Source organism: Stenotrophomonas sp. 85239_Sma (genome assembly GCF_056481725.1).
Window position 1 is genome coordinate 2,976,866 of sequence record NZ_CM151163.1, and the last position, 23,809, is coordinate 3,000,674.

Genomic DNA, 23,809 nt, shown 5'->3' on the forward strand with positions numbered 1-23,809 from the left:
GGGCGCATTCATCCTGCAGCCGGGCACCGCGCGCACGGTTGGCGCGTTGTTCACGTTCGAAAGGAGAGGATTCCTCCACCCTGCTGCATGACGCAGTACCACCCAACACACCCGCCTTCACGGCCAGGAGACGCCCCATGAAGATCCAGCTCATCGCCGCCAGCGCCATCGCTACCCTCGCGCTGGCCGGCTGTGCCACCTCGCCCGGTTACGGTGGCGGCGGTTACAACAACGGCTACAACAACGGCGGCTACGGCAACAATGGCGGGTACAACCAGGGCCGCTGCGCCGACTGCGGCATCGTCACCCGCATCAATACCGTGCCCTCGGGCCGCACCGCGCCCAGCGCAACCGGCGCGATCCTCGGCGGCATCGTCGGTGCCGTGGCCGGCCATGAAATCTCCGACCACACCGGTGGCAGCCGTGGCAACAAGAACATCGCCGCCGCCGCGGGCGCGGTCGGTGGCGCCCTGGCTGGCAACCAGATCCAGAAGAATGTCACCAGCGATACCTACGACATCAGCGTGCGCATGGATGATGGCCGCACCATCGTGGTCAACCAGCGCGATCTCGGCGGTATCCGCGAGAACACCTACGTGCGCGTAGTCAACGGCAAGGTCATCCTGCGCTGACCTGCACCGGGCCAACGGCAAAGAAAAAGGCCCGCTTGCGCGGGCCTTTTTCGTGCCGTCGGGCGGCGGGTATTACACCGGCTGCACCTTGTCAGCCTGCAGGCCCTTCTGGCCCTGCACGACTTCAAAGCTGACAGACTGGCCTTCCTTGAGGCTCTTGAAGCCCTGGGTCTCGATGGCACGGAAGTGAACGAACACATCCTCGCCATTGGCACGGCTGATGAAGCCGAAGCCCTTCGCATCGTTGAACCACTTCACGGTACCGTTCTCGCGATCAGCCATCTCACTAACTCCCTTTGACTCTCTCTTGTGTTGGATACGCCTGTTTGGGCGGCTGACAAGCAAGGGGGAAGCGAGGTGCATCGATGCAGCGGATCGGGAAGATCTTGCTTCATCAGGCCACGATCCACGGTGACCTTGCCAAGCTCAGCGACTGCAACTTAACCCGCCCAAAACGAAAAAGCAACTGGCAAAATCTTTCACTGTCAACCCCAAAACGGACACCATACGGGACAGCATGGGCCTCTCATTCATCTTATATCTGCTAGCGGTCATTTTTGTCCTGATCGGCATCGCCGGCATCGTCCTGCCGGCCCTTCCGGGCATCCCGCTGGTGTTCATCGGACTGCTGCTGGCGGCCTGGGCCGACGGCTTCGCCCATGTCGGCTGGCCCACCCTCGTCGCACTTGGCGTACTGACCCTGCTTTCACTGCTGGCCGACGTGCTGGCGACCGTGGTCGGAGCGCAGCGCGTCGGCGCCAGCCGCAAGGCCCTGTGGGGCACCTTTGCCGGCAGCATCGTCGGCCTGTTCTTCATGCCCATCGGCCTGTTTGCGGGACCACTGATCGGCGCGCTCCTCGGTGAGTACTGGCATACCCGCGAACTCGGCCGCTCGACCAAGGTCGGCCTGGCCACCTGGCTCGGCATCCTGCTGGGCCTGGCACTGAAACTGGCGGTGGTGATCGCGATGCTGGGCCTGTTCGCGTTCGCCTGGTTCTTCTGAGCTACCGGGCCTTCACACCACGCGCACGCTGTGGCCGTGCATAAACCATGGGGCTGGCCGCGACCCGGTACAGCCGCCACACTGTGCGATTCCCGTACCCACCGAAGGGCCTGCTGCAATGACCCTCCCCACGCTGTTTCCCCGCCTGGCGCCGCTGGCGCTTGCCCTGGCCAGTGCACCGCTGGCTGCGCAGGAGTTCGCGGCCAGCGCCGACACATCGCCGGCCGCCTGCGCGGCGATCACCACCGACGCGGCCCGCCTGGCCTGCTATGACCGCTTGTTCGGGCGCACCCCGGAGGCTACCGCCGCCGCCGATGCCGCTGCCGAAGCGGCGGCGCAGGCCCGCCGCGAAGAGCGACAGACCGCGCGCGTGAGCCAGGGCGAGGAAAAACTGCGCGAGCGGGTCAGCGACCTGTTCCGCCCGGCGACGCCGGACAGCGCGCTGGCCAACGCCGGCCGCGGTTCGCTGCTGGACAGCCGCTGGGAGCTTGCCGAGGACTCCAAGCTGGGGCCGTTCCAGCTGCGCGCCTACAAGCCGGTGTACCTGCTGCCCGCGTTCTGGACCAGCGACCGCAACACCACGCCGCATTCGCCGAACCCGGCCAACACGGTCACCACGCCGCAGGTGCTGGACAGTGCAGAGCTGAAGTTCCAGATCAGCTTCAAGACCAAGATCGCCGAGAACCTGTTCGGCGACAACGGCGACATCTGGGCCGGTTATACCCAGAGCTCGCGCTGGCAGGCCTACAACAGCGAGGATTCGCGCCCGTTCCGCGAAACCAATTACGAGCCGGAAGTGATGATGGTGTTCCGCAACGGCTACTCGATCGGTGGCTGGCGCGGGCGCATGACCGGCATCAGCCTCAACCATCAGTCCAATGGACGGGCCGATCCGCTCTCGCGCAGCTGGAACCGGGTCATGCTCAACATCGGCCTGGACCGCGAGAACTGGGCGCTTGTCCTGCGCCCGTGGTACCGCATCCCGGAAAGCCGCAGCGAAGACAACAATCCGGACATCGAGGATTACATGGGCCGTGGTGACGCGACCCTGATCTGGAACCGCAATGGGCATGAGGTCTCGCTGATGGCGCGCCATTCGCTGCGCACCGGCAGCCGCTCCCACGGTGCACTGCAACTGGACTACGGTTTCCCGATCAGCAACCTGCTGCGTGGCCATGTGCAGGTCTTCGACGGCTATGGCGAGAGCCTGATCGACTACAACCACAAGGCCACCTATGTGGGCGTGGGCGTGTCGCTGCTGGAGTGGTTCTGATGGACGTGACGATCTGGCACAACCCGGCCTGCAGCAACTCGCGCGGCGCACTGAAGCTGATCCGCGATGCGGGCTTCGATCCGGTGGTGATCGAGTACCTGGGCAACCCACCCGACCTGGCCGCGCTGCGCCAGGTGCTGGCCGAATCCGGGCTGGACGCGCAGGCGCTGGTGCGCAGCAAGGAAGCCCAGTTCACCGAACTGGGCCTGGAAGATGCGGACGAGGCCACGCTGCTGGCAGCCATGGCCGAACACCCGCGCCTGATCAACCGCCCCGTCGTACGCACGGCCAAAGGCACGCGGCTGTGCCGCCCACCGGAAACGGTGCTGGAGATCCTGTAACCCCTCCGTCCCCTTCTTGGCTACAGCCAGTCGGTGATGCCTTCGCGGCGGCATACCTCGGCGAATGCGGGGCGCGCCTTCATCGTTGACGCGTGCGCCTCGAGCGCCGGCCAGGTGTCGCTGGGCTTGGGCATGTTGCGCGACCAGCGCATCAGCATCACCAGCATGTAATCGACCACGCAGGGGGTTGCACCCAGCAGATACGGCCCGTGCGCCTGCAGGTGCATGGCCAGCCGCTGCCATGCGTTTTCCAGGCGCTGGCGTGCCATCCCGCGACTGGCCTCGACGTTTGCCTCGCCCGCCACTTCGTGCGGATAGAACCAGGCACGATAGGCCGGCTGCAGCGTATTGGCACACCAGAACATCCAGCGGTAGGCGTCACCCCGCTGCGGCGAACCCAGGGCCGGCAACAGACCGGCCTCCGGATGGCGGTCGGCCAGGTACAGTGCGATCGCCGCCGCTTCGGTCAGTACCACCCCATCGATCATCAGCGTCGGCACCACGCCGGCGGGATTCAGTGCCAGGTACTCCGCCGACTTGTGCTCGCGCGCGTCGAAATCCAGCAGCACCAGTTCGTGCTCGATGCCGAGCTCGATCAGCAGCCAGTGCACCACCAGGGCGGCAGTGCTGGTCGAACCATACAGCGTGGTACTCATGCGGCGGATCCTGTGCGGGTGGACCGGCCGATTATGCGCCTCGCCGATGGCAGCCGCTCAGCCGCAGCTGCTCATGCAGGTATCGCGGCGTTCGCCACAGGACATCATCGGCGCGCGCAGCGTGCAGTCATGCGCCTTGAGTTCGCAGGCGCGGCGCAGCTCAGGGTGGGCGACGTCCTTGCAGCGCTTGTCCGGCGCTGGCACCACCTGCTGCTCGCAACTGAAGGCGCTGTTGCCGGTACTACCCTGCGCCATGCAACTGCGGTGGCTGGCCTGGCACTGCATGCGGCACTGCGCGGATGCGGAGAAATCCGCACCCTCCCAGGAGGAGGTCGTGCTGCAGCCAGCCAGGCTCAGCAGGGACGCGAGCGCGAGGGTTCGATGCAGGGCCATGGACACATCCTGTGCGAGGTGGTGCCAAGCCTAGCAGAGCGATGCTGCGCGATCGTCAACCCCATTCCCTTACGACAACGGCGCCACGCGGGCGCCGTTGCCTGGATCGAAGCGACCGGAATTACTCCACGACCACCGGAATCTTTCCGATGCGGGCCTGCCACTCACGCGGGCCGGTCTTGTGCACCGACTCGCCGGTGCAGTCGACCGCCACGGTCACCGGCATGTCCTGCACGGTGAACTCGTAGATCGCTTCCATGCCCAGGTCGGCGAAGCCCACCACCTTGGCCGCCTTGATCGCCTTGGACACCAGGTAGGCCGAACCACCAACCGCCATCAGGTAGGCCGACTTGTTGTCACGAATCGCTTCGATCGCCGCCGGGCCACGCTCGGCCTTGCCGACCATGCCCAGCAGGCCGGTCTGCTCCAGCACCTGGCGGGTGAACTTGTCCATGCGGGTCGCGGTGGTCGGGCCGGCCGGGCCCACCACTTCGTCACGCACCGGATCGACCGGGCCGACGTAGTAGATGAAGCGGCCCTTCAGGTCGACCGGCAGTTCCTCGCCCTTGTTGAGCATGTCGACCATGCGCTTGTGCGCAGCGTCGCGGCCGGTCAGCAGCTTGCCGTTGAGCAGCAGGGTCTGGCCCGGCTTCCAGCTGGCCACGTCTTCCGGCGTGATCGTGTCCAGGTCCACGCGGGTGCCCTTGGACGCGTCGTAGGTCAGCTTCGGCCAGTCTTCCAGCGACGGCGGATCCAGCATCACCGGGCCACTGCCGTCCAGGGTGAAGTGCGCATGGCGGGTGGCCGCACAGTTCGGGATCATCGCCACCGGCAGGTTGGCCGCATGGGTCGGGTAGTCGTTGATCTTGATGTCGAGCACGGTGGTCAGGCCACCCAGGCCCTGTGCACCGATGCCCAGCGCATTGACCTTCTCGTACAGCTCCAGGCGCAGCTCTTCAATGCGGTTGGACGCACCACGGGCCTGCAGCTCGGTGATGTCGATCGGCTCCATCAGCGCTTCCTTGGCCAGCAGCATCGCCTTTTCAGCAGTGCCGCCGATGCCGATGCCGAGCATGCCCGGCGGGCACCAGCCGGCGCCCATGGTCGGCACGGTCTTCAGCACCCAGTCGACGATGGAATCGGACGGGTTGAGCATGGCGAACTTGGTCTTGGCTTCCGAACCACCGCCCTTGGCGGCCACGATCACATCGACCGTGTTGCCCGGGACCACCTTCACGTTGACCACGCCCGGGGTGTTGTCCCTGGTGTTGATGCGCTTGCCGGCCGGATCCGCCAGCACCGAGGCGCGCAGTTTGTTGTCCGGGTGCATGTAGGCGCGGCGCACGCCTTCATTGGCCATGTCTTCCACGCCCATGGTGGCGTCGTCCCAGCGCACGTCCATGCCGATTTCCAGGAACACGGTGACGATGCCGGTGTCCTGGCAGATCGGGCGGTGGCCTTCGGCGCACATCCGCGAATTGATCAGGATCTGGGCCATCGCCTCCTTCGCAGCCGGCGACTCCTCGCGCTCGTAGGCGGCGGCAAGGTTCTTGATGTAGTCGACCGGGTGGTAGTACGAGATGTACTGCAGCGCGTCGGCGATGGACTGGATGAGGTCTTCCTGCTTGATCGATGTCACGGCTTGCTCGCTTGCTCGAGGCTGGCGGGGGTAATCCTCCCATTTTACCCCCTCCCCCGGCCGCAGGTAGAGTCGGGGGTAGAGTCAGGGGTCAGATCCCTTTCCCAGGGAAAGGGATCTGACCCCGCCTCCCCTGTCACGCCACGCGCCACTGCGGCGTCCTTGCCCACATGAACGCCGAAACCGCTTTCCAGACCCACCGCCCGCGCCTGATGGCCCTGGCCTACCGCCTGCTCGGCAGCCGCGCCGACGCCGAAGACGTGGTCCAGGATGCCTGGCTGCGCTGGTCCGGGGCCGACCCGGACAGCGTCCGCGACGCCGAGGCCTGGCTGGTCACCACCACCACCCGGCTCGGCCTGGACCGGCTGCGCGCGGCCAAGCGCGAACGCGTGCACTACGTGGGCCCGTGGTTGGCCGAGCCGCTGGAGGTCACCCTGGAGCCCGACCCGGCGCCCGGCCCGGCGCAGCTGCATGCGCTGGCCGACGACATATCGGTCGCCTTCCTGACCCTGCTCGAACAGCTCGGCCCCGAGGAGCGCGCCGCCTTCCTGTTGAAGGAGGCCTTCGACCACGATTATCGCGAGATCGCCGAGCTGATCGGCCACAGCGAGGCCAACTGCCGGCAGCTGGTGCACCGCGCCCGGCAGCGCCTGCAGGCCGGGCGGCCACGCTTCAATGCCGATGCCAGCCAGCACCGGCATCTGCTGGCGCGCTTCATGGACGCCTCCCAGCGCGGCGACAGCGAGGCGATCCAGGCCCTGCTGCACGCCAACGCGGTACTGGTTTCCGACGGCGGCGGCGTGGTCACTGCGGCTGTGCGGCCCCTGCTGGGCGCCGAGCGCATCGGCCGCCTGTTCTGGGCCATCGCCCGCCGCGGTGCGGTGCATCCGGCGCGGCTGGGCTACGCCAACGGCGAACCGGCGATCCTGCGCTTCATCGGCGATCGCCTGCATTCGATCACCACCATCGAGGTGGTCGATGGCCGCATTGCCAATGTGTACAGCGTGTTGAATCCGGAAAAGCTGCCGGGCGTTGTCACGAACGCAAGCGGTGCGGCGTCCTGGTAGTGAAAGGCGGCCACCGTGGCCGCCGTGGAGCCGAAAATGTCCGACCACGCCTCTCCCCGCGTTCCCTATACCCGCCTCGCCGCCGAAGCCTTCAAGGGCTTGCTGGCCACCAGCAAGGCCGTGCATGACAGCTCGATTGATCCGACCCTGATGGAACTGCTGTTCCTGCGCGTATCGCAGCTCAACGGCTGCGGCTACTGCATGGACATGCATGGCACCGCGCTGCGCAAGGGCGGCATCGAGCCGCGCAAGCTGGACACCCTGCCTGCCTGGCACGAGAGCCGCTTCTTCGATGCCCGCGAGCGTGCGGCGCTGGGCTGGGCCGAGGCACTGACCCGGCTGACCGACGGCGCACCGTCGCAGGCGGCGTTCGATGCACTGGCGCCGCACTTCGATGAGAAGGGCATCAGTGACCTGAGCATGGGCATTGCGGTGATCAATGCCTGGAACCGGCTGGGCGCCGGGCTGCTGCCGCCGCTGCCGTAAAAGAGGCCAGCCCGGTGGGTCAGGTTCCTGCAGCTGCTGGTAGGTGTCGACCTTGGTCGGCACGGTAGATCCACGCCATGCGTGGATGTGGTTGGGTCGGATCCCTTCGCATTGCGAAGGGCTCTGACCCGATTCGGGCCGATGGGGTCAGAGCCCTTTGCACAGCAAAGGGATCCGACCCCGGCGGCCACACGGCTGCACTGACCCCACCTGCACGCATCGGGCGCGCACAATACGCGCATGCCTGCTCCCTCCACCGCTGGCGCTGCCGCCGCAAAGAAACCGAGCCTGCGCCAGCGCTTCAGGGCGATGCGCAACCTGCCACCGTTCCTGCGCATGGTGTGGCAGACCAGTCCTGTCCTGACCCTGGCCAGCCTCGGGCTGCGCCTGATCCGCGCACTGCTGCCGGTGGCGATGCTGTACGTCGGCAAGCTGATCATCGACAGCGCTCTGCACCTGAGCCAGCACGATGCCGGCTTCCCGCCGCTGGGCGAGGCGCTGGCCAGTGGCCTGCTCAATCCGCTGCTGGGCCTGCTGGCGCTGGAGTTCGGCCTGGCCATCGCCTCGGACCTGCTTGGCCGGCTGGTCAGCTATGCCGATGCCCTGCTCTCGGAGCTGTTCGCCAATGCCACCAGCATCCGGCTGATGGAACATGCCGCCACGCTGGACCTGGAGGATTTCGAAGACCCGGACCTGCAGGACAAGCTGGACCGTGCGCGGCGCCAGACCATGGGCCGGATGAACCTGATGAGCCAGCTGTTCGGCCAGGTGCAGGACGCGATCACCGTGGCCAGCCTCGCCATCGGCCTGCTGGTCTACGCACCGTGGCTGATCCTGCTGCTGGCGCTGGCCCTGGTGCCGGCCTTCATCGGCGAATCGCACTTCAACGCGGCCGGTTACAGCCTCAACTTCCAGTGGACGCCCGAGCGACGCCAGCTCGATTACCTGCGCCAGCTTGGTGCCAGCGTGGAAACGGCCAAGGAAGTGAAGATCTACAACCTGCACCGTTTCCTGGTGGAACGCTACCGACGCTTGTCGGTGGCTCTGTTCCAGGCCAACCGTGCCCTGGCCCGGCGCCGCGCGCTCTGGGGCACGCTGCTGGCCGCACTCGGTACGCTGGGTTACTACACCGCCTACGCCTATATCGCGTGGCGCACGGTGCGCGGCGACTTCTCGATCGGCGACCTGACCTTTCTCGCCGGCAGTTTCCTGCGCCTGCGCCAGCTGCTGGAGGGCCTGCTGATCGGGTTCTCGCAGGTGGCCAGCCAAGCGCTGTACCTGGATGACCTGTTCTCGTTCTTCCAGATCCAACCGGAAATCCACTCGCGCGAAGGCGCCGTGCGCGTACCCCAGCCAATCCGCCAGGGCTTCGTGTTCGAGAACGTCGGCTTCCGCTACCCGGATGCCGAGCAATGGGCCGTGCGCCACCTCGATTTCCAGCTGCGGGCCGGCGAAGTGCTGGCGCTGGTCGGGGAGAACGGCGCCGGCAAGACCACGCTGGTGAAGCTGCTGGCGCGGCTGTACGAGCCGGACGAGGGCCGCATCCTGCTCGATGGCCGCGACCTGCGCGACTACGACCTGGACGACCTGCGCGCCAACCTCGGGGTGATCTTCCAGGACTTCGTGCGCTACAACCTCAGCGCCGGCGAGAACATCGGCGTTGGCCAGGTCGAGGCGATGGACGACCAGGCACGCATCGCCGACGCCGCGCGCCGGGGCATGGCCGAGGAGGTGATCGACGACCTGCCCGGCGGCTACGACCAGCTGATCGGCCGCCGCTTCAAGCAGGGCGTGGACCTGTCCGGTGGCCAATGGCAGAAGATCGCCATCGCCCGCGCATGGATGCGCAATGCGCAGGTGATGATCCTGGATGAGCCAACTGCAGCGCTGGATGCGCGCAGCGAGTTCGAGGTGTTCCAGCGGTTCAGGGAACTGGCGGATAATCGCACCGCAGTGCTGATTTCCCACCGCTTTTCCTCGGTACGCATGGCCGACCGCATCCTGGTGCTGGCCGATGGCCGGATCGAGGCCAGCGGCACCCACGCACAGCTGATGGCACAGGGCGGCCGCTATGCCGAGCTGTTCGAGCTGCAGGCGGCGGGTTACCGCTGAGAACGCCTCTCGTTCCGCCCAATGAGAACTTGTCTCATTTGAGATAGAATTCCCCCGACGACTTACGATAGATACGCCCATGTCCTCCGCTTTTGGCGCCGAAACGGTGCTCGAGGTCCGTCACTGGACCGATGCCTACTTCAGCTTCACCCTTACCCGCGACAGCGGTTTCCGCTTCGAGAACGGCCAGTTCGTGATGATCGGCCTGGAAACCGAGGCGCGGCCGCTGTTGCGCGCCTATTCGATCGCCAGCGCCAATTGGGAAGAACAGCTGGAGTTCTTCAGCATCAAGGTGCAGGACGGCCCGCTGACCTCGCGCCTGCAGCACATCAAGCCGGGTGACAAGGTGCTGGTCGGCAAGAAGCCCACCGGTACCCTGCTGATCAGCGACCTGCACCCCGGCAGGAACCTGTACCTGCTGGGCACCGGTACCGGCCTGGCGCCGTGGCTGTCGGTGATCAAGGACCCGGAAACCTACGAGCGCTTCGAGAAGGTGATCCTCTGCCACGGCGTGCGCTACGAAAAGGACCTGGCCTACCGCGACTACTTCGAGAAGGAACTGCGCGAGCACGAGTTCCTCGGCGAGATGATCGGCGACAAGCTGCTGTACTACCCGGCCGTTACCCGCGAACCGTTCGCCAACCAGGGCCGCCTGACCTCGCTGATGGAAAGCGGCGAGATGCAGCGCACGCTCGGCCTGCCGGAACTGAGCCCGGAGAACGACCGCGCGATGATCTGCGGCAGCCCGCAGATGCTGGCGGACCTGCGCAGCGTGCTCGATGCCCGTGGTTTCCAGGTCTCGCCGCGCATCGGCCAGCCGGGCCACTACGTGTTCGAGCGCGCGTTCGTCGAGAAATAAGCAAGAAGGGGACGGAGGGGATTAAGTCGTTTGTGCACAAGCGACTTAATCCCCTCCGTCCCCTTTTTGGGTTCATCTCACAGCAGCGCTTCGATCTCGCCGCGCAGCTGCTCCGGCCTGGTGGTCGGCGCATGACGTGACACCACCCGCCCCTGGCGGTCAACCAGGAATTTGCTGAAGTTCCATTTGATGCGGGCGCTTCCGAGCAGGCCACGCTTCTCGCGCGCGAGCCATGCCCACAGCGGGTCGGCACCTTCGCCGTTGACCTCGATCTTCTCCGACAACGGGAAGCTGACCGGATAGTCCAGCGAACAGAACTGACGGATCTGCGCGGCGTCGCCGGGCTCCTGCGCACCGAACTGGTTGCACGGGAAGCCGATCACCACCAGGCCGCGTTCGCGGTACTCCTGCCACAGCTGCTCCAGACCGGTGTATTGCGGGGTGAAGCCACAACGGCTGGCGACGTTCACCAGCAGCAACGGCTGGCCCTGGTACCGGGCCAGCGCCTGAGGCTGGCCGTCAAGGTCTCGGAAGCTGAAATCGTAGGCGGTGGTCATGGCAGCGGGCCGTGGGCGGTGAATGCATGGTATCCGGGCCCGGCCCCGGCAACATGCCTTTTGACACAAGTGCAGGCGACGCCGGCCGGGTTACCCTCGGGCCCTTGTTTGCCTTACCGGAGCTTCTACCTTGACCACTCGCCTTGCCCTTGCCGTGGCCATGACCCTCGGCCTTGCCCTGCCCGCCTACTCGGCCGGCGCCGCCACCCCGGCCGCCAGCACTACCGCCCAGCAGGCCAACCCGTTCTTCGCCGAAAGCCCGCTGCCGCTGCACTTCCCGCAGTTCGACAAGATCAAGGACAGCGACTTCGCCCCGGCCTTCGACGCCGGCATGGCGCAGCAGCTGAAGGAAGTGGAGGCCATCGCCAACAACAAGGCCAAGCCGACCTTCGACAACACCATCATCGCCCTGGAAAAGAGCGGTGACATCCTCGACCGTGCGACCACCGTGTTCTTCAGCCTGGTCGGCGCCGACACCAACGACACCCGCAAGAAGCTGCAGGCCGATTACTCGGCGAAGTTTGCCGCGCACAGCGATGCGATCGCGCTGAACGGCAAGCTGTTCGCCCGCATCCAGGCGCTGTACGACACCCGCAGCCAGCTGGGCCTGGACGCCGAAGGTGTGCGCCTGGTCGAGAAGTACTACGACAACTACGTACGCGCCGGCGCCAAGCTGTCCGAGGCCGACAAGGCCACGCTGAAGGCCATGAATGCCGAGCTGGCCAACCTGGGCACCAAGTTCAGCCAGAACGTACAGTCGGAAGTGAACGCTTCGGCGATCACCGTCGACGACGTCAAGGAGCTGGACGGCCTGTCCAGGGAGCAGATCGCTGCCGCCGCCGAAGCGGCCAAGGCCCGTGGCCTGGAAGGCAAGTACGTGATCACCCTGCTCAACACCACCGGCCAGCCGCCGCTGACCAACCTGGCCAACCGCGCCCTGCGCCAGAAGATCTACGAAGCCTCGACCACCCGCGGCAGCCGCGGCGGTGAGTTCGACAACACCGCGCTGGTCTCGCGCATCATGAAGCTGCGTGCCGACAAGGCCAAGCTGATGGGCTTCCCGAACTTCGCCGCCTACAACCTGACCAACCAGACCGCCAAGACCCCCGAAGCAGTCAACGCGATGCTGGGCAAGCTGGCTCCGGCCGCGGTGGCCAACGCCAAGCGCGAAGCCGCCGACCTGCAGGCGATGATCGACCAGGAACAGAAGGCCGCTGGCAAGCCGACGTTCAAGCTGGAACCGTGGGACTGGGCCTTCTACAGCGAGAAGGTGCGCCAGGCCAAGTACAACTTCGACGAGTCGCAGCTGAAGCCGTACTTCGAGATGAAGAACGTGCTGGAGAACGGCGTGTTCTACGCCGCCGGCCAGGAATTCGGCCTGACCTTCAAGCAGCGCACCGACCTGCCGGTCTACCACGATGACGTCACCGTCTACGACGTGTTCGACGCCGACGGCAGCCAGCTGGCGATCTTCATCTTCGACCCGTATGCACGCGCCTCCAAGCGCGGCGGTGCGTGGATGAACTCCTACGTCTCGCAGTCCAAGCTGACCGGCTTCAAGCCGGTGGTGGCCAACCATCTGAACATCCCGAAGCCGCCGGCCGGCCAGCCGACCCTGCTGACCTGGGATGAGGTGAACACCACCTTCCACGAGTTCGGTCATGCCCTGCACGGCATGTTCTCCAACGTGAAGTACCCGTACTTCTCGGGCACCTCGGTGCCGCGTGACTTCGTCGAGTTCCCCTCGCAGGTCAACGAGATGTGGGCGGACAACCCGGTCATCCTGAAGAACTACGCCAAGCACTACCAGAATGGTTCGGCGATGCCGCAGGCGCTGCTGGACAAGGTGCTGGCCGCGGCCAAGTTCAACCAGGGCTTTGCCACCACCGAGTACCTGGGTGCGGCGATGCTGGACCAGCGCTGGCACCAGATCGGCGCCGACCAGGTGCCGGCAGCCAAGGACGTGATGGCCTTCGAGCGCGCCGCGCTGGAAAAGGACGGCATCTACTACGCGCCGGTCCCGCCGCGCTACAAGACCCCGTACTTCAGCCACATCATGGGCGGCTACTCGGCCGGCTATTACGCCTACATCTGGTCGGAAGTGCTCGACGCCAACACCCAGAAGTGGTTCAAGGACAACGGCGGCCTGAGCCGCAAGAACGGCGACCACTTCCGCGCCACCCTGCTGTCCAAGGGCGGCAGCGTCGACGCGATGCAGCTGTTCCGCGATTTCGCCGGCCACGAGCCGCAGATCGAACCGCTGCTGGAAAAGCGTGGCCTGACCGGCGCCGGCAACTGATCGCCAGCGCGGTAGCGTGAAACGAAAACCGCCCGGGCGACCGGGCGGTTTTTTTGTTGGGTCATCCAGATCAGCGCGGCGCCACGTACCCGCCCGGCACGCCCTCCGGCGACAGCACCAGCTGCCACAACTGCGCATGGCGGCAGCGGAAGGTGGCCATCGACCCGGCCAGGTAGAAGCGCCACATGCGGCGGAAATGCTCGTCGTAGCGCGCGTCCAGCTGCGGCCACGCCGCTTCCACGTTGCGTCGCCAGGCCTGCAGGGTCAGGTCGTAATCGGTGCCGAAGTTGTGCCAGTCCTCCAGCACGAAACGGCCTTCGAACGCTCGGGTGATCTGCACCGCCGACGGCAGCATCGAGTTGGGGAAGATGTAGCGCGCGATCCACGGATCGGTGCGATGCCGGGAGATGTTGGTGCCGATGCTGTGCAACAGCAGCAGGCCACGCGGCGAAAGGCAGCGTCTGGCCACCTCGAAGAAGCTGGCGTAGTTCTTGTCGCCGACGTGCTCGAACATGCCGATCGAGAAGATCGCATCGAACGGTTCGTCCAGTTCGCGGTAGTCCTGCAGGCGGATCTCGATCGGCAGCCCGGCGCACAGTTCGCGCGCGAACTCGGCCTGCTCCTGTGAAATCGTCACGCCGACGCCGCTGACGCCGTAGCGCTCGGCGGCGAACTTCAGGGCCTCGCCCCAACCGCAACCGATGTCCAGCACACGCTGGCCCGGGCGCAGGCCCAGCTTGCGGCAGACAAGGTCGAGCTTGGCTTCCTGTGCGGCATCGAGGTCATCGGCATTGCGCCAATAGCCGCAGCTGTAGACCAGGCGCTGGCCGAGCATGGCCTGGTAGAGATCGTTGCCGAGGTCGTAGTGGCGGCGGCCGACCTCGTAACTCCCCTGCCCGGCCTGCAGGTTGAACAGACGCGCCTTCAGTGCATCGGCCACTTCGCGCCAGCCGTGCACCCGCTCATCCAGGTGCGCCTGCATCAGGTGGACGAGGAATTCATCCAGGACGTTGGCATCCCACCAACCTTCCATGTAGCTCTCGCCGAGGCCGAGCGAGCCATGGCCCATGACCCGCGCGAAGAAGCGCGGGTCATGCACCTGGATGTCCTGTGGCTGGGTGCCGCCGATGCGGACCCCGGCTTCGTGGAGCAGGCCGGCGACCCGCTCCTGCAACCCTGTATCCACGCCACCTCCTCGACTGCGGTCAACCGCGTGCGAACAGCTCCACGTAGTCCTTGGCCACGTGCGGCAACAGCACCGCCGCCGGAACATCGGCGGTCTGGGTACCATCCGAGTATGGACCCACCTGGTACGGCGGGAAAACAAAGCGCAGCGCGGTGATCTGCCCCTTGTCGTCGGTCAACGGCTGGAACTGGCTGAAATTGTCGGCCTGCGGGCCGGTACCGTCGGCGATCATGCGCGATGCATTGCGCAGCGATTCCTGCAGCTGGGCCGGGTCCATGTCCTCGCCGCTGAGCCGCGTGGCCACGCGTTCGCGCAGCTGGTCGGCGACGAAATCGCTGATCGCCTTCCAGCCCTTGGCGTCGGCCACCAGCTTGTCGGCGCTGAGCATCTGCTGATGCTGCGGCAGCCAGACGAAGCGGGCCACCAGCGGTTCGCCGTGGGCGCCACCGGTGTAGCGGCTGCCATCGGCACTGACCACCACCAGCTGCGGCGTTTCCAGCAGCTTCTCGAAGCTCAGCGACAGCTCGTAGGGCATGGTCGGCTTGTCGTTGCCAAGCCCGTCCAGCGCCTGCTGCAGGTCACTGCGCGCACTCGAGGCATAGCTCTGCAGCGCGCGGGCCAGGCCCGGATAACGGTCAATGCCGGCCGGGTAGCTGATGCCCACCACTTCGCGCTCGTTGTTCTCGATCACGTCGCGCAGGTCCAGCGGCGCTTCCGTGGCCGGCGTTTCGCCTGCCGCCGTCGCCTCGGCGGCGGGCGCCGCGTCAGTCGCCGGCGCCGGCTCGCTTTCACGCTGGCAACCGGCCAGCAACAGCACGCCCACCACGCCGGCCAGCACGCTGCCGTGCAGTGGCCGGTTGTTTCCAGTCTTCATCGGGATCCCCTGTTCATGTTTGTACATCATCGCCTGCCATGGCTGAAGCGTGGCCCGCTGGCATTCAGCCAACGAGCAGGTCGTGGTACTCCTCGTGCCGCTGCAGGAAGGCCTCCGCATAGGAACATGCCGGCACCACCTTGTACTTCTGTTCGCGGGCGAAACGCAGTGCCACGCGGGTCAGCTCACCGGCAATGCCACGGCCGGCAATCGGCTCGGGCACCTCGGTGTGGGTGATGACCATGCGCCTGCGTTTGATCTGGTAGTCCAGCACCGCCAGCTGTCCTCGCACACGGGCGGTGAAGCGGTGGTTGGCCAGGTCGTGTTCGACCTCATAGGCCAGACCGGGGGGCGTGACCGAAGCCATGGAACGTTCTCCTGCGGCGACTGCGTGGATGGTGCGCAGCCGGGCGCCATGATCGCGTGAAGCCTGAACAGGGGCAAGTCCAGTCCATTCACGTCAGTTTTCGCCCCTCAAGCTGGAGGCGGGCCGGCCGCTATCGCCTATGGAGGGGTACGGCCAGGCTGGCACGACCCTTGCGACCGTTGACCATGCGCACCACCGTGGAGGCTCCCATGCACGCCAGCAATTCCCATTCCGATACCGACCGCGCCCTGCTGGAGGGCCTGCTGCAACTGGCGGTGGAAGGGCAGACCGAGGATCAGGATTTCCAGCGCATCGGCGAGGAAGTGTTCGCCCGCCTGCTGGATACCTACGGCCAGCAGACCGCGGCCTGACCCGGCCGGGGCGGATCGCACCCGATCCGCCCCGATCCCCGCATCAGCCGCCGCCGAGGCGGAAGGTCGGGTTGGAGAGTTCGCGCAGGAAGTGGTTGAAGATGCTCGGCTGCATGGCCAGCATGAAGATCACACCGAACGCCGCACCTGCCAGGTGCGCGCTGTGGTTGATGCGGTCGCCGCCGCGCTTGTCCATCCAGATGCTGTAGCCGACGTAGAACGCGGCATAGATGATTGCCGGTGCCGGGATGAAGAACACCAGGATGATCGACCACGGCTTGATCAGGATGAAGGCGAACAGCACCGCCGACACCGCCCCGGACGCGCCGAGGCTAAGGTAGTTCGGGTTCTTCTGGTTCTTCAGGTAGCTGGGCAGGATCGAGACCAGCAGCGCGCCGATGTAGAACGCCGGGTAGGTCAGGTAGCTGCCGGTCAGCTGCACCATTACGCTTTCGATGAATCCCCCGAAGAAGAACAGGGTGATCATGTTGAAGATCAGGTGCGACCAGTCGGCGTGGATGAAGCCATAGGTCACCAGCCGGTCATACTGGCGGTGACGGTCGATGGCCGGCGGCCACAGGATCAGGCGGTCGGCCAGCTTGCGGTTGTTGAACGCCATCCACGACAGGATGGCGGTGATGGCGATCAACAGCAGATTGACGGGGGTCATGTCAGGCTCAGGCGCTACGGTAGTTGTCGACCATACGATAGCGTTTCGCATACCAACCGAAAGCCAACGCCGCGACGAAGGCGAAGCCGGCGAAGAAGAACATCAGGAACGCCGCCTCGCTCAGGCCCGTGCCGGCGATCTGGTGGGTCACCGTGTCGTTGCGCACCGCCGCGTTGGACAGCAGCACCCACAGGTTGCCGATGGTGGTGGTCAGGTTCCAGAAGCTCATCACCACGCCCTTCATCGCCTGCGGCGCCTGGCTGTAGGCGAACTCCAGGCCGGTGGCCGAGACCAGCACCTCACCGAAGGTCAGCAGCGCATACGGCAGGATCTGCCAGAAGATCGACATGGCGTTGCCACCGTCCATCACCACCTGGATGCCGCCGATGACGATCCAGGCCAGGCCGCTGAAGGCGATACCGGCGGTCATGCGGCGCAGCGCGGTCGGCTCGAAGCCAAAACGGCGCAGGGCCGGGTACAGCACCAGGTTGTTGAACGGAATCAGGATCATCACCAGCAGCGGGTTCAATGCCTGCATCTGCGAGGCGGTGAACCAGCTCGGCATCTGCATCTGCTGGCCCTGCAGGACCCAGGTCGAGGCCTTCTGGTCGAACAGCGAGAAGAACGGCGTGGTCAGCGCGAAGATCACCAGCACGCGCAGCACCGAGCGCACGCCTTCCACGGCTTCGGCCGGATGCTGGCCACGCGCGCGGTCCAGCTGCAGCCAGGTGCCCCCGCCGATGCCGGCGAGGATGGCCACCAGCGCCAGGCACAGGCAGATCACGATGCCCAGCGAACCGACCAGGCCGAACGAGGCCGCCGCCAGCACCAGCCCGAGCACGGCGATCACCAGGCCCGGACGGCCCTGGCCGGCCACGCGCGCGGTCAAGGCCGTGCGCACCACGTTGGCGAACGAATGCGGATCCTTCGGCGGCAGCGGCACCAGCACGTAGCGCTTGCGGCCCAGCCAGAACACGAAGGTGGCGATGAACATCAGGATGCCCGGGATGCCGAACGCCCACTGCGGGCCCCAGTTCTTCAGCACCAGCGGGATCAGCAGCGAGGCGAACAGCGAGCCGAAATTGATGATCCAGTAGAAGGCGTCGAAGACGATCTTGGCCAGGTGCTTGTTGCTCTGGTCGAACTGGTCACCCATGAACGAGGCCACCAGCGGCTTGATGCCACCGGCACCGAGCGCGATCAGGCCCAGGCCGAGGAAGAAGCCCTCGCGGCTGTTCTCGAACAGCGCCAGGCACAGGTGGCCGGCGCAGTAGACCAGGCTGAACCAGAGGATGGTGTGGTACTTGCCGAAGAACCTGTCGGCCAGCCAGCCACCGAGCAGCGGGAAGAAATACACGCCGATCATGAAGCTGTGCATGATGTCCTTGGCTTCACCGGCACGGCCTTCCGCCGTGATTTCCTGCAGCAGCAGCGAGGTGATCAGGAACTGCACCAGGATGTTGCGCATCCCGTAGAAACTGAACCGTTCGCAGGCCTCATTGCCGATGATGTAGGGAATCTGGCGCGGCATCCTTCCTTGGCCGGCGATGGGGGCGACTGCGTCGTGGCTCATCCTGTAAGGCATTCCTGCAAAGCGAAAGCCGCAAGGTTACCGGAAGCGGGGCTTGCGAAGCACGCTGCAGGGCTGCGTGACAACGGTGCCAATCCATGGCAGGCAGTGCTGGCCCGCCGGAAGTCACGGCACCTGCACGACAAAAGCGTAAACTTATCGTTATGCGCCCCCTCGCCCACGCCCGTCTCCTGCTCAGCTGTTTCGTGCTGCTGCTGGCGTTGCAGGCGCAGGCGCCGGGCGCCGCTGCCAGTGAAGGCGCCCCCCGGCAACTGACCGTGGCCGCGCTGGAACTGCCCAGCCGCGATGACACGCAATGGAAGCAGCGCCGCGAGCAGGTGGCGCAGCTGCTGACCGACCTGCAGCCGGACGTGATCTCGGTGCAGCAGGTGCTGCAGCAGCAAGGCCGCAACCCGGCCTGCTGGCTGGCCAGCCGGCTGCGCTACAGCTGCGACTTCGTTACCGCCGACCCGCCCAGCCAGCCGCTGCGGCATGGCAATGCCATGCTGACCCGGTTGCCGGTCAGCGAGGATGGCGTCACCCTGCTGCATCCTCCCAGCACCTTCAGCGCGGCCGGCATGATGCGGCTGAAGCTGGGCGAGGCGCTGGTCAACATCTATGTGGCGCGGCTGCGCCCGGACCCGGACGAGGCCACCGCCCGCCAGCACCAGACCAGTGACCTGATGACCTGGATCGGCGCCACCGCCGAAGGCATGCCCAGCCTGATTGCTGGCGATTTTTCGGCCAACACGGTGGAACTGGTGCGCAGCACCCCCGGTTTCCAGCCGGCCCGGCGTAATCCCGGCGGCCGCGCCGAAGCGCCTGCAGCCAGTGGTGGTGGCAGCAGCGGCCATGGCCTGGACGTGCTGTTCCAGGTCAAGCACTTCGGCGGCATCCGCCAGCAACCCATCCTGCTGCCGGCCGACGGCGACCTGCCTGGCCTGCGCCTGGGCGTGATGGCGACGGTGCGCCTGCAGGGCGATGCGCCCACGGCCGAATAGCCCCGCCTTCGGCCCAGGTGCCGACCTTGGTCGGCGCATTCCCACTGCGCTCGCACCCTCTCCCGTGCCGACCAAGGTCGGCACCCACCAGGTCCTGCCCGACATCCGGAAGCTGGCAAAAAAAAGGCCGGGGTCACCCCCGGCCTTTTCCGTTCATCCAGTTACCGCGATCAGGCGATCGCTTCCTGGTAGCGGCGCTCGACTTCGTTCCAGTCGATGACGTTGAAGAACGCGCCGATGTATTCCGGGCGGCGGTTCTGGTACTTCAGGTAGTACGCGTGTTCCCACACGTCCAGGCCCAGGATGGGGGTGTTGCCTTCCATCAGCGGGCTGTCCTGGTTACCGGTGCTCTCGACCACGACCTTCTTGTCCGGGGTCACGCTCAGCCACGCCCAGCCGCTGCCGAAACGGGTCAGTGCTGCCTTGGTGAAGGCGTCCTTGAACTTGTCAAAGCCGCCCAGGTCCTTGTCGATGGCCTTGGCCACGTCGCCCACCGGGTTGCCGCCGGCATTCGGGGCCATCACGGTCCAGAACAGCGAGTGGTTGGCGTGGCCACCACCGTTGTTGCGCACCGGGCCCTGCAGGTTCTCCGGCAGCGACTTGAGCTTCTTCACCAGCTCTTCGACCGGCAGGTCAGCGTACTCGGTGCCTTCCAGCGCCGCGTTGACGTTGTTGATGTAGGTCTGGTGATGCTTGGTGTGATGGATCTCCATCGTCGCCGCATCGATATGCGGTTCCAGCGCGTCGTAGGCGTAGGACAGCTTGGGCAGGGTGTAGGCCATGATGCATCTCCTGAGTGCGAGGGCACCCGACGGTGTCGGGCGGTGCGCGGTGAATGATGGGGACAGACCACCAGATTACCAAGGGGGATGTAAAGGAAATTGCGTCCTGCCAGTGAGCACGACGGCAATTGTTACGCAGCAGTGACGCAATGCTCTCCTCATGCACGGTGCAGCACGCAGGCGCTACAGTGCGTGCATCGCCCTTGCCCGCCCTGCCCATGCGCAACCCCCGGCTGCTGATCACCGCCATCGCCCTGCTGCTGCTCGGCCTGGTCGCCAACCATTTCCTGCAGCGGCCGCCGGCACCGCAGTTCGCGCCCGGCCTGCAGGGAGCACCGGCCGCGCCGGCACCCGCCACGGCCACCGCAACGCCCGGCAAGGACAGCGGGCTTCCCGCGTTCCTGCCTGCCGAAGCGCGCGCGACCATCGCCCTGATCCAGCGCGGCGGCCCGTTCCCGCATCGCCAGGACGGCAGCACCTTTGGCAATCGCGAGCAGCAACTGCCGCAGCGCGCGCGTGGCTACTACCGCGAATACACCGTCGACACCCCCGGTGCGCGCACCCGCGGCACGCGCCGCATCGTCACCGGTGGCGATCCGCCGGAGGCGTGGTACTACACCGACGACCACTACGCATCGTTCCGCAGCTTCACCGTACCGGCCCAGGGAGCGCAGCAATGAGCCACGATGATTTCGGCCTCGGCCTGCATGACATCAACAACGCCGGCGTCTACGCCATCGACAGCGGCGACATCAGTGCACTGGCCGCGGCGATGCGCGATGCCGGCCTGAAGGTGATCCGCATCGACCTGGAGAACGTGGCGGACAAGCGCACCCTGCTCGCCCGGCTGGCCGCGCAGCTGGATTTCCCGGCCGGCTTCGGCGGCAACTGGGATGCGCTGTCGGACAACCTGCGCGATCTGCAATGGCTGCAGGCCAAGGGCTACGCGCTGTTCCTGGCCGACGTGGATGCGCTGCGCGCCGGTGCACAGAAGGACTTCGATACCCTGCTGGACGTGATGGATGAGGCCAGCCGCGACTGGCTCGGCCGCAACGTACCGTTCTGGGTATTCCTGTCGCAGAGCGCGTAGGCGCACGTCCTGTTGGAGGCCGACCCTTGGTCGGCGCTTCTGTGCCAACCAAGGTTGGCACCTGCCAAAGCGCGCCAGCATGGCCGTCCCATCCCGCGATGGGTCCATCGAAAAGCCCCCTTGTTGTTCAAGGGGGCGCGCCAACGGCGCGGGGATAAGGAAACATGCGTGGACAACGGGAGCCCTTAGCGGCTCCCGTTGTCTTCCTGGAGCTCTTTCTTGAACGGGATGTCCGGCGGCGGTCGTGCCACCGCCGGCTGGTCCTGCATGTTGGGGTTGGTCAGGCCACAGCCGCCACCGGCCTGCAGGATCGAAATGACGCAGGAGATCTTCGTGTTGGTGCCCGGCAATGGGATTTCCATCGCCTTGACGCCCTTGCGGACCCATTCGGCCAGCAACGATTCCTGCGGCACCCAGTATTTGTCGAACGAGGTCGGCGTGTAGTCGTACGGCGGGCGCTTCAACCAGGTGCCGGACTGCGCGATGCGCTCCTTGCTCCAGCTGTCGTTGGCGCCACCGGGCGCACCGCGCTCGGCATGGCCATCGCCTTCCTGGCCGGGCACCCTCACGCTGCCATCGGCATTGAACAGGCCATTGCCCCTGCCAGCGGCGCTGGCCTGGCGGGCACCGTCGCTGCTGCCATCGCGGTTGCGGCTGGAAGCCCCCCAGTCATCGCCCTTGGCAGGCGTCGCCCAGTTGCCGGGATCGGGGGCTGGGCGTGCTCCTGCGTTCGCCGGTGCACTGCTGGACGCTGACGGACGCGTACTGCTGCTCGCCTGCGCCGCGCTGCCATTGGCCACAGCTGAAGGCGTCGCCGTGGCACTGCCACTGGAGGATGCGGGTGCCACCGCCGGTGCGGAGGCCACTTGACGTTCCCGCACCTGCACGTCGCGGCCGCTGGGCACGCGCACGGCAGGCTCACGCCCGGCCACCGCCGCCATCCGCACCTGCGGATCGACCACGGCCTGCACTTCACGTTCGCGCACCTGCACGTCCTGCTGCGGCACGCGCACCTGCATTTCCGCGCTACGCAACGGTTGTGGCACGTCCGGCGCATCGACCGTACTGACTTCGCGTTCGCGCACCTGGATGTCACGCACCTGCGGCGTGCGCACGGCCAGTTCCGGGATGCGCACCTGGCTTGGTGCCGGCGGCGCCTGCACCGGCTGCACGCTGCGCTCGCGCACAGCGGGTGTGCTGTCCCGCGGTACGACGCTGACTTCGGTACGCGGCACACTGACCGGCGGCACCACGAAATCCGTGCTGGCCTGCGCCACTTCGGTGGCCTGGACGGGCGAAGGCGGCGGCGCGGCAACCGGCGCCGGCTCGGCTTCGGCGGGTGGTGGTGGAACGCTGGCGGTCGGCGCGGATGCCGGGGATGAGGCGGCGGCTTCGGCAGCCACCGGACGCGGCGCAGGGACCGTGGCAGCGCCCGCCTCCTGGCCCGGCGCAACGCGACCCGCCGCCGCGGTCGCAGCCGCTTCGGCGCCCGGCTGATCGCCACCGCCTTCCCGCGTGGCACGGCCGACGAACTCCACCTGCACCCGCTCGCCCTCGGCGCCCTCTTCTTCCGGCGCAGTGGTACGGATCACCGCCACCCAAAGCAACAACACGAAGAACAGCAGGTGCAGCAGTGCACTGGCCAGTGCCGAGGTCCAGCGCATCCAGCGCTGGTCGCGCGGCGCAGCGTCCCAGTCCTGCCAGAACAAACGGCGCAGTGCCTGCCACGGTGACAGCTGCGGCAGCTGTCCGGGCGGGCCGGGCAATGGGCGGGGCAGCAGGATGGCGATCACGTCGCGGGCATGGAACGGGCGCGGCAACGGCCCCATCGAGCGCAGCCACAGCGCCCAGCCATACGGCAGGCGCGTAGTCTTCTCGAGGACGGCGCGGGGCTGCTGGCGCGCCAGCAGCAGATCGATGAGTTGCTCGGCCCGGGTCAGAGGCACGCGTCAGCGGTCAGGCGACGTTGCCGCGCGGGATGTACGGCGCGTGGCCGCTGTCGTGGTCGGTCGCGTCGCGCACGGCAGTCACGCCCGGCACGCGTCCCATCAGGGTCTTTTCGATGCCCTGCTTGAGCGTCACGTCGGCCATGCCGCAGCCCTGGCAGCCACCGCCGAAGCGCAGCAGCACCACGCCATCGGACGAGACTTCCTGCACGGCCACCTTGCCGCCATGCGAGGCCAGCTGCGGATTGACTTCGTTCTCCACCACCCAGTGCACGCGCTCGACCAGCGAGGCGGCATCACCGGGCGCCTCCCCCTTGATGCGCGGCGCCTTGATGGTCAGCTGCTGGGCACCGGCGGTGCCGGCAACGATGTCGATCTCGGCGCCATCGAGCCAGCCGACGCTGCCGGCATCGACATAGAGCGTGAAACCATCGCAGTCCACCGCCCACTCATCGCCGAGCAGATCGGTCGGTTCGGCGAATTCCAGCCTGGCATCGGCGCGCGGGGTGCCGGGGTCGACCGCACTCAGGCGCACGCCCATGCCGGGCACGGCCTCGCGTTCGATCAGCTTGCGGAAATGGGTCTGGGCAGTGTCGGAGATCTGGATCATCAGGCTATTCTAGCCAAGTAAGCGT

Annotated in this window: 25 protein-coding genes and 1 pseudogene; 13 read left to right on the forward strand and 13 right to left on the reverse strand. The window is 66.4% G+C overall.

The annotated features are described in order from the left end of the window. Positions 1–137 precede the first annotated feature (137 nt). Entirely contained in the window at positions 138–632 is a 495-nt protein-coding gene (locus ACYKG1_RS13955; RefSeq protein WP_005410289.1) for a glycine zipper 2TM domain-containing protein, read from the forward strand. A gap of 72 nt (positions 633–704) precedes the next feature. Here ACYKG1_RS13955 and ACYKG1_RS13960 read toward each other — a convergent pair whose 3' ends face one another. After that, on the reverse strand, positions 705–914 hold the full coding sequence (locus ACYKG1_RS13960; protein WP_100473336.1) for a cold-shock protein: 210 nt from the start codon (positions 912–914) through the stop codon (positions 705–707). 235 nt (positions 915–1,149) lie between these two features. On the opposite strand from ACYKG1_RS13960, the gene ACYKG1_RS13965 reads away from it, so the two are divergent. The 3 genes and pseudogenes from ACYKG1_RS13965 (at position 1,150) to arsC (ending at position 3,249) form a co-directional block, all read left to right on the forward strand. After that, on the forward strand, positions 1,150–1,635 hold the full coding sequence (locus tag ACYKG1_RS13965; RefSeq protein WP_100473337.1) for a DUF456 domain-containing protein: 486 nt from the start codon (positions 1,150–1,152) through the stop codon (positions 1,633–1,635). A 400-nt stretch (positions 1,636–2,035) separates the two neighbouring features. Further along, positions 2,036–2,908: pseudogene (locus tag ACYKG1_RS13970) on the forward strand (phospholipase A); the annotation flags it as partial. Further along, on the forward strand, positions 2,908–3,249 hold the full coding sequence (gene arsC, locus ACYKG1_RS13975; RefSeq protein ID WP_100473339.1) for an arsenate reductase (glutaredoxin): 342 nt from the start codon (positions 2,908–2,910) through the stop codon (positions 3,247–3,249). The pseudogene ACYKG1_RS13970 and the gene arsC, both read left to right, overlap by 1 nt. A 20-nt stretch (positions 3,250–3,269) precedes the next feature. Here arsC and ACYKG1_RS13980 read toward each other — a convergent pair whose 3' ends face one another. The 3 genes from ACYKG1_RS13980 to ACYKG1_RS13990 form a co-directional block, all read right to left on the reverse strand. Continuing rightward, positions 3,270–3,905 (reverse strand): glutathione S-transferase family protein, encoded by a 636-nt coding sequence (locus ACYKG1_RS13980; RefSeq protein ID WP_100473340.1) that lies wholly within the window; start codon positions 3,903–3,905, stop codon positions 3,270–3,272. 57 nt (positions 3,906–3,962) lie between these two features. After that, entirely contained in the window at positions 3,963–4,298 is a 336-nt protein-coding gene (locus ACYKG1_RS13985; RefSeq protein ID WP_262228160.1) for a hypothetical protein, read from the reverse strand. Positions 4,299–4,419: 121 nt separating this feature from the next. Continuing rightward, a complete protein-coding gene (locus ACYKG1_RS13990; protein WP_478470768.1) occupies positions 4,420–5,937 on the reverse strand; it encodes a fumarate hydratase in 1,518 nt (505 codons plus the stop codon). 170 nt (positions 5,938–6,107) lie between these two features. Between ACYKG1_RS13990 and ACYKG1_RS13995 the strand changes: the two genes are divergently transcribed. The 4 genes from ACYKG1_RS13995 to ACYKG1_RS14010 all read left to right on the forward strand — a co-directional run bounded on the left by ACYKG1_RS13995 (position 6,108) and on the right by ACYKG1_RS14010 (position 10,461). Continuing rightward, on the forward strand, positions 6,108–7,004 hold the full coding sequence (locus ACYKG1_RS13995) for an RNA polymerase sigma-70 factor (protein WP_478470769.1): 897 nt from the start codon (positions 6,108–6,110) through the stop codon (positions 7,002–7,004). Between the two features lie 36 nt (positions 7,005–7,040). After that, entirely contained in the window at positions 7,041–7,490 is a 450-nt protein-coding gene (locus ACYKG1_RS14000; RefSeq protein WP_053509636.1) for a carboxymuconolactone decarboxylase family protein, read from the forward strand. A 240-nt stretch (positions 7,491–7,730) separates the two neighbouring features. After that, positions 7,731–9,602: an ABC transporter ATP-binding protein gene (locus tag ACYKG1_RS14005; RefSeq protein ID WP_478470770.1), complete on the forward strand. Its 1,872-nt coding sequence runs from the start codon at positions 7,731–7,733 to the stop codon at positions 9,600–9,602. 79 nt (positions 9,603–9,681) lie between these two features. Continuing rightward, positions 9,682–10,461 carry a ferredoxin--NADP reductase gene (locus ACYKG1_RS14010; RefSeq protein ID WP_262082701.1) on the forward strand — a complete coding sequence of 260 codons (780 nt, stop codon included), beginning with the start codon at positions 9,682–9,684 and terminating at the stop codon, positions 10,459–10,461. Positions 10,462–10,538: 77 nt separating this feature from the next. On the opposite strand, the gene ACYKG1_RS14015 is transcribed toward ACYKG1_RS14010, so the two are convergent. After that, a complete protein-coding gene (locus tag ACYKG1_RS14015) occupies positions 10,539–11,018 on the reverse strand; it encodes a glutathione peroxidase (RefSeq protein ID WP_100473345.1) in 480 nt (159 codons plus the stop codon). Positions 11,019–11,148: 130 nt separating this feature from the next. Between ACYKG1_RS14015 and ACYKG1_RS14020 the strand changes: the two genes are divergently transcribed. Next, positions 11,149–13,317 (forward strand): M3 family metallopeptidase, encoded by a 2,169-nt coding sequence (locus ACYKG1_RS14020; protein WP_478470771.1) that lies wholly within the window; start codon positions 11,149–11,151, stop codon positions 13,315–13,317. A 70-nt stretch (positions 13,318–13,387) separates the two neighbouring features. On the opposite strand, the gene cfa is transcribed toward ACYKG1_RS14020, so the two are convergent. From cfa to ACYKG1_RS14035, 3 genes are read right to left on the reverse strand one after another with little or no spacing between them, the layout of a single operon-like run. Beyond that, positions 13,388–14,503, reverse strand: a complete 1,116-nt coding sequence (cfa, locus tag ACYKG1_RS14025) for a cyclopropane fatty acyl phospholipid synthase (RefSeq protein WP_262082703.1) — start codon at positions 14,501–14,503, stop codon at positions 13,388–13,390. Positions 14,504–14,522: 19 nt separating this feature from the next. After that, positions 14,523–15,404 (reverse strand): DUF3298 and DUF4163 domain-containing protein, encoded by an 882-nt coding sequence (locus ACYKG1_RS14030; RefSeq protein WP_100473349.1) that lies wholly within the window; start codon positions 15,402–15,404, stop codon positions 14,523–14,525. A 37-nt stretch (positions 15,405–15,441) separates the two neighbouring features. Continuing rightward, complete coding sequence (locus ACYKG1_RS14035) at positions 15,442–15,744, reverse strand: GNAT family N-acetyltransferase (RefSeq protein ID WP_006455911.1); 303 nt, start codon at positions 15,742–15,744, stop codon at positions 15,442–15,444. Positions 15,745–15,953: 209 nt separating this feature from the next. On the opposite strand from ACYKG1_RS14035, the gene ACYKG1_RS14040 reads away from it, so the two are divergent. Then, on the forward strand, positions 15,954–16,115 hold the full coding sequence (locus ACYKG1_RS14040) for a hypothetical protein (RefSeq protein WP_014037806.1): 162 nt from the start codon (positions 15,954–15,956) through the stop codon (positions 16,113–16,115). Between the two features lie 43 nt (positions 16,116–16,158). Here the strand turns inward: ACYKG1_RS14040 and ACYKG1_RS14045 are convergent, their stop codons facing one another. Further along, a complete protein-coding gene (locus ACYKG1_RS14045) occupies positions 16,159–16,785 on the reverse strand; it encodes a rhomboid family intramembrane serine protease (RefSeq protein ID WP_014037807.1) in 627 nt (208 codons plus the stop codon). Between the two features lie 7 nt (positions 16,786–16,792). Beyond that, complete coding sequence (locus ACYKG1_RS14050; protein WP_262082705.1) at positions 16,793–18,358, reverse strand: POT-type proton-dependent oligopeptide transporter; 1,566 nt, start codon at positions 18,356–18,358, stop codon at positions 16,793–16,795. A gap of 161 nt (positions 18,359–18,519) precedes the next feature. Between ACYKG1_RS14050 and ACYKG1_RS14055 the strand changes: the two genes are divergently transcribed. After that, on the forward strand, positions 18,520–19,356 hold the full coding sequence (locus ACYKG1_RS14055) for an endonuclease/exonuclease/phosphatase family protein (RefSeq protein WP_262082706.1): 837 nt from the start codon (positions 18,520–18,522) through the stop codon (positions 19,354–19,356). Between the two features lie 170 nt (positions 19,357–19,526). Here the strand turns inward: ACYKG1_RS14055 and ACYKG1_RS14060 are convergent, their stop codons facing one another. Continuing rightward, positions 19,527–20,138: a superoxide dismutase gene (locus tag ACYKG1_RS14060; RefSeq protein WP_005410310.1), complete on the reverse strand. Its 612-nt coding sequence runs from the start codon at positions 20,136–20,138 to the stop codon at positions 19,527–19,529. Positions 20,139–20,356: 218 nt separating this feature from the next. On the opposite strand from ACYKG1_RS14060, the gene ACYKG1_RS14065 reads away from it, so the two are divergent. After that, positions 20,357–20,818 carry a guanyl-specific ribonuclease gene (locus tag ACYKG1_RS14065; protein WP_100473352.1) on the forward strand — a complete coding sequence of 154 codons (462 nt, stop codon included), beginning with the start codon at positions 20,357–20,359 and terminating at the stop codon, positions 20,816–20,818. Further along, on the forward strand, positions 20,815–21,228 hold the full coding sequence (locus ACYKG1_RS14070) for a barstar family protein (RefSeq protein ID WP_100473353.1): 414 nt from the start codon (positions 20,815–20,817) through the stop codon (positions 21,226–21,228). Before ACYKG1_RS14065 ends, ACYKG1_RS14070 begins: the two co-directional genes overlap by 4 nt. A gap of 185 nt (positions 21,229–21,413) precedes the next feature. Here ACYKG1_RS14070 and ACYKG1_RS14075 read toward each other — a convergent pair whose 3' ends face one another. Then, positions 21,414–23,174, reverse strand: coding sequence for a hypothetical protein (locus ACYKG1_RS14075; RefSeq protein WP_262082707.1), 1,761 nt, complete (start codon positions 23,172–23,174; stop codon positions 21,414–21,416). A gap of 10 nt (positions 23,175–23,184) precedes the next feature. Beyond that, positions 23,185–23,784 carry an NfuA family Fe-S biogenesis protein gene (locus ACYKG1_RS14080; RefSeq protein WP_100473355.1) on the reverse strand — a complete coding sequence of 200 codons (600 nt, stop codon included), beginning with the start codon at positions 23,782–23,784 and terminating at the stop codon, positions 23,185–23,187. Between the last annotated feature and the right edge of the window lie 25 nt (positions 23,785–23,809).